The 3655-nt window shown below is 59.9% G+C and carries 5 protein-coding genes; 4 read left to right on the top strand and 1 reads right to left on the bottom strand.

What is annotated here, in order from left to right; translation table 11 throughout:
* On the top strand, nucleotides 1-726 hold a 726-nt coding region (locus tag EOA49_RS30940), incomplete at its 5' end, for an FtsK/SpoIIIE domain-containing protein (protein ID WP_164749348.1).
* Here the strand turns inward: EOA49_RS30940 and EOA49_RS30945 are convergent.
* Nucleotides 723-1148, bottom strand: coding sequence for a hypothetical protein (locus tag EOA49_RS30945; RefSeq protein WP_127242029.1), 426 nt, complete (start codon nucleotides 1146-1148; stop codon nucleotides 723-725). The two genes, EOA49_RS30940 and EOA49_RS30945, sit on opposite strands and share 4 nt — an antisense overlap.
* A gap of 122 nt (nucleotides 1149-1270) precedes the next feature.
* Between EOA49_RS30945 and EOA49_RS30950 the strand changes: the two genes are divergently transcribed.
* From EOA49_RS30950 to EOA49_RS30960, 3 genes are read left to right on the top strand one after another with little or no spacing between them, the layout of a single operon-like run.
* A complete protein-coding gene (locus EOA49_RS30950; RefSeq protein ID WP_127242028.1) occupies nucleotides 1271-2410 on the top strand; it encodes a cysteine desulfurase family protein in 1140 nt (379 codons plus the stop codon).
* A 40-nt stretch (nucleotides 2411-2450) separates the two neighbouring features.
* Entirely contained in the window at nucleotides 2451-3386 is a 936-nt protein-coding gene (locus EOA49_RS30955; protein WP_127242027.1) for a DUF4007 family protein, read from the top strand.
* Nucleotides 3383-3652 carry a hypothetical protein gene (locus tag EOA49_RS30960; protein WP_127243564.1) on the top strand — a complete coding sequence of 90 codons (270 nt, stop codon included), beginning with the start codon at nucleotides 3383-3385 and terminating at the stop codon, nucleotides 3650-3652. The genes EOA49_RS30955 and EOA49_RS30960 overlap by 4 nt, the downstream gene beginning before the upstream one ends.
* Nucleotides 3653-3655: the final 3 nt, after the last annotated feature.

The raw sequence follows: 3655 nt of genomic DNA on the forward strand, positions 1-3655 counted from the left end.
CAGCATGACCCGCATACGCTGATCGCCGGCGCTACCGGCAGCGGCAAATCGGTTCTGATCCAGGCGCTGATCCTCGACATTGCGGCGACCAATCCGAGCGCCTTGGCCCACATCCACCTGATCGATCCCAAGATGGGCGTCGATTACTCGGCCATCGAGCGCCTGCCGCATGTGAAGGGCGGCATCGTCATCGATCAGACCGCCGCGATCGAAATGATGGAGGGGCTCGTCGTTGAAATGGACCGTCGGTACGAGCTGTTCAGGGAGAACGGAGTTCGCGACATCCGATCGTTCAACATCAAGGCGGCGCCAGAAGCACGCCTGCCGATGAAGTTCCTCGTCCACGACGAGTTCGCCGAATGGATGCTGACCGAGGACTACAAGAGCGCCGTCACCTCGATCGTTTCGAGACTCGGGGTGAAGGCACGAGCCGCCGGCATCCACCTCGTCTTTGCGGCGCAGCGGCCCGATGCCGGGGTTATGCCTGTTCAGCTGCGCGACAATTTAGGCAACCGCCTGATCCTCAAGGTCGCGAGCGTTGGGACGTCAGAGATCGCTCTGGGGATGAAGGGTGCCGAAAACCTGCTCGGCCTCGGACACCTAGCGGCTCGTCTGAGCGGCGAGCCCTCGATCGTCTTCGCGCAAGCGCCGTTCTTGTCAGACGAAGATATCGAAGCGGTGGTGTCGGCCATCGCCGCTCAAGATGGACAGGGAGTTGCCAGCTAGGAATGAACCGCGGGGCAGAACAGAGGCACGACAGCATAGATAACGCCGACCAGCGAAATGGCCATTGCGACCCACAAAAGGAACTGGATGACTTTTACCGTCGAGGGTGGCCACGTCTGGTCCTTTAGAGAGACCGCATATTCGCCATCGAGCCTATTGAGGTTGGTGATGTAGCGGCTGAAGGCCAGGCTAAAGCGTCCCATGATGAAGACGCTACAGACGCTCACAATGGCCGCAAACAGGAAGATGCCTACGGCGATCAGTCGGTCCGATTTGAGCTGGGTCGCTGCAAAATACCACAAGCCGCCGATCGCGACCGAAAACAGAGGAGGGGTCTTGTAGAGAATGTCATTCATCGCTCTAAAGTGAGCGTACTGCTCCTTGTAGATTTCATTGATGCTTACGTCCTTGTCGTCCGCCATGAAAACCTCTTTCGTTTGTTCTCGTGTCTATCAGGAAATCGCGACCGTCGCGACCGGCGGCTCACTTCGAATTGCAGCCAAACTGGAATAGGTTCAGCTACCCGACGACGCAGAGTCCCCTTATGCACACGCCGATCTATCTTGATGGCCATTCGACGAACCCCCTTGCCCCGGAGGCCCTGGAGGCGATGTCGCCGTGGTGGCATGCTCAAGCGGGCAACCCGCACTCACCTCACCTCGCGGGCATGTTGGCGTCGCAGGCCGTCGAAAATGCGCGCTCCGATATCGCGTCTCTCATTGGCTCGGATCCACAAGAACTCGTCTTCACCTCTGGGGCTACTGAAGCCAACAACATCGCGATAAGGGGAACGGCTTTGGCAGCACTCGAGGCGGGCATCGAGCGGCGGGAGATCGTTGTCTCAGCTATCGAGCACAAGAGCGTTCTGTCGTCCGCAAGTTCGCTTCGCACTGCCGGCTTCAGGATCATCGAGACTCCGGTCGACGAAAGTGGTGTCATCGACATTTCGGCACTGGAGCGGTTGGTCGGTGACCAAACGCTGTTGGTTTCGGTGATGGCCGTCAACAACGAGGTAGGTTCAGCCCAACCACTCGCCGATGTCGTCCGAATAGCGCGCGCCGCCGGGGCTCTTGTCCACGTGGACGCGGCACAAGGACTGGGGAAGGTTTCTCTCAACTGTACGGATTTCGACTTTGCCAGCCTGTCCTCGCACAAAATGTACGGTCCGATGGGAATTGGTGGCTTGTTCGTGTCATCTGCGGCTGCGGTCAGGCCTTTGCCGGTGCTGTTCGGCGGCGGTCAGGAAACGGGCATCCGTCCAGGAACCGTACCGACACCGCTCGTCGTCGGGTTCGGCGCGGCCGCCAAGGTCTCCAAGACGCGGCTTGGTGCAGACGCCGCACATTCGCGAACCTTGTCGGCGCTCTTCCTCGAGGAACTGCTCAGCAGACAGGTCCAATTCACCGAAAATGTTCCTGAGCCGCAACGGGTTCCCGGCAGCCTCAGCCTAAGATTTCCAGGCAATGACGCGATGTCGATTATTGCGAGGGCTGGAAATCGGATAGCGATTTCCGAAGGATCAGCTTGCACCAGCGGCCAGATTACTGCGTCACATGTACTGATGGCCATGGGATTCACTCCGCAGCAGGCTTCGGAAACTGTGCGACTATACTTCGGCCGCTACAATAGCGCGGCTGATGCCGCAGAGGCGGCGGTCGTCCTATCGGAAATAGTCGGCCGCTAGGGATTGTCGCTGGCGGCAGTCTCCAGTAGCATTCCTTCCCATGTTGAACGACCTATACGATCCGGCCACCGCGATTCGCGTGTCGGGCCACGAGACCTTTGCGCTTCGGCTCCTGTGGCTGAAGAAGTCGTTTGATGCTGCGTCCGGCCCTGACGGTATCGATCGTAGAACATTTCAGGAACAAAGCGCAATCGCCGCCTTTGGCGTCGGCAAGAACATGGCGCTTTCGATGCGGCACTGGGCGTTGGCGACGAAGGTGCTCGAGGACAGCTCCACCCATCTGCGAGTGTCCGATCTGGGGCGGCTGATCTTCACGGACGGGACCGGACTTGATCCGTATCTAGAGCATCCCTCGACACTTTGGCTGATGCATGCGCACCTCGTAAGCGAGCCACAAGCTGCGACGACTTTCTATTATGCGTTCAACGTACTCAATCAGGTCGCCTTTGCGCGGGACGACCTCGTCAGAGCGATGGCGGCCATCGTCGATGCGCGCACTACGGCTAGAGCAACGGCTGAGACGCTCAAGCGCGACGTGGAAGTGTTCGTGCGCAGCTACGCGCCTCGCCATTCAGATTCTGGAGAGGATGCCGCCGAGCCGCTGCTCGTCGAGCTTGGGTTGTTGCGCGAGCATCGGTCGACCGGGCAGCTTGAATTCGTGCGTGGCCAGAAGCCGTCGCTCGAAGACAGCATCTTCGCCCTTGTGTTGAAGCGCTTCTGGGAGCGTCAGCACCCCTCGGCGCCGACCATCTCGGTGGAACAGACGCAGTATGGTCCTGGCTCGCCCGGGCGGGTCTTCAAGCTCGATGAAGATAGTCTGGTTGCGCGCCTGATGGGTATCGGCGAGGCCACGGGCGGAAAGATGATCTGGACCGACACGGCCGGCCTCCGTCAGGTCGCTCTTAATGGCCGTCTCGATGCGATCGACGAATTCGGTCTCATCAAAGCTGGGTACCGGGGACAGAGGGCCGCATGACCAAGCTCGCCGATATCGTCAAGGTCGAACGCCGGTTCGCGCTTTCCGCGAGGATCGACACCGACCTCAACGGTACACCGCCGCTGACTGGCTACGTGTTGCAGGCGAGCGTGCGCAAGTCCTTGATGGCCATGCTGACCGGCATCGCCGAAGGCTCGCAATATGCGTTCACATGGACCGGTCCCTATGGCGGCGGCAAGTCCTGCGCCGCACTGCTTGTTGCCAATCTGGTGGCCGGCAACAAGAAGCAGCGCGCACTCGCTTAAGGG

This window comes from Mesorhizobium sp. M1A.F.Ca.IN.020.04.1.1 (genome assembly GCF_003997315.1).
Taxonomy (GTDB): Bacteria; Pseudomonadota; Alphaproteobacteria; order Rhizobiales; family Rhizobiaceae; genus Mesorhizobium.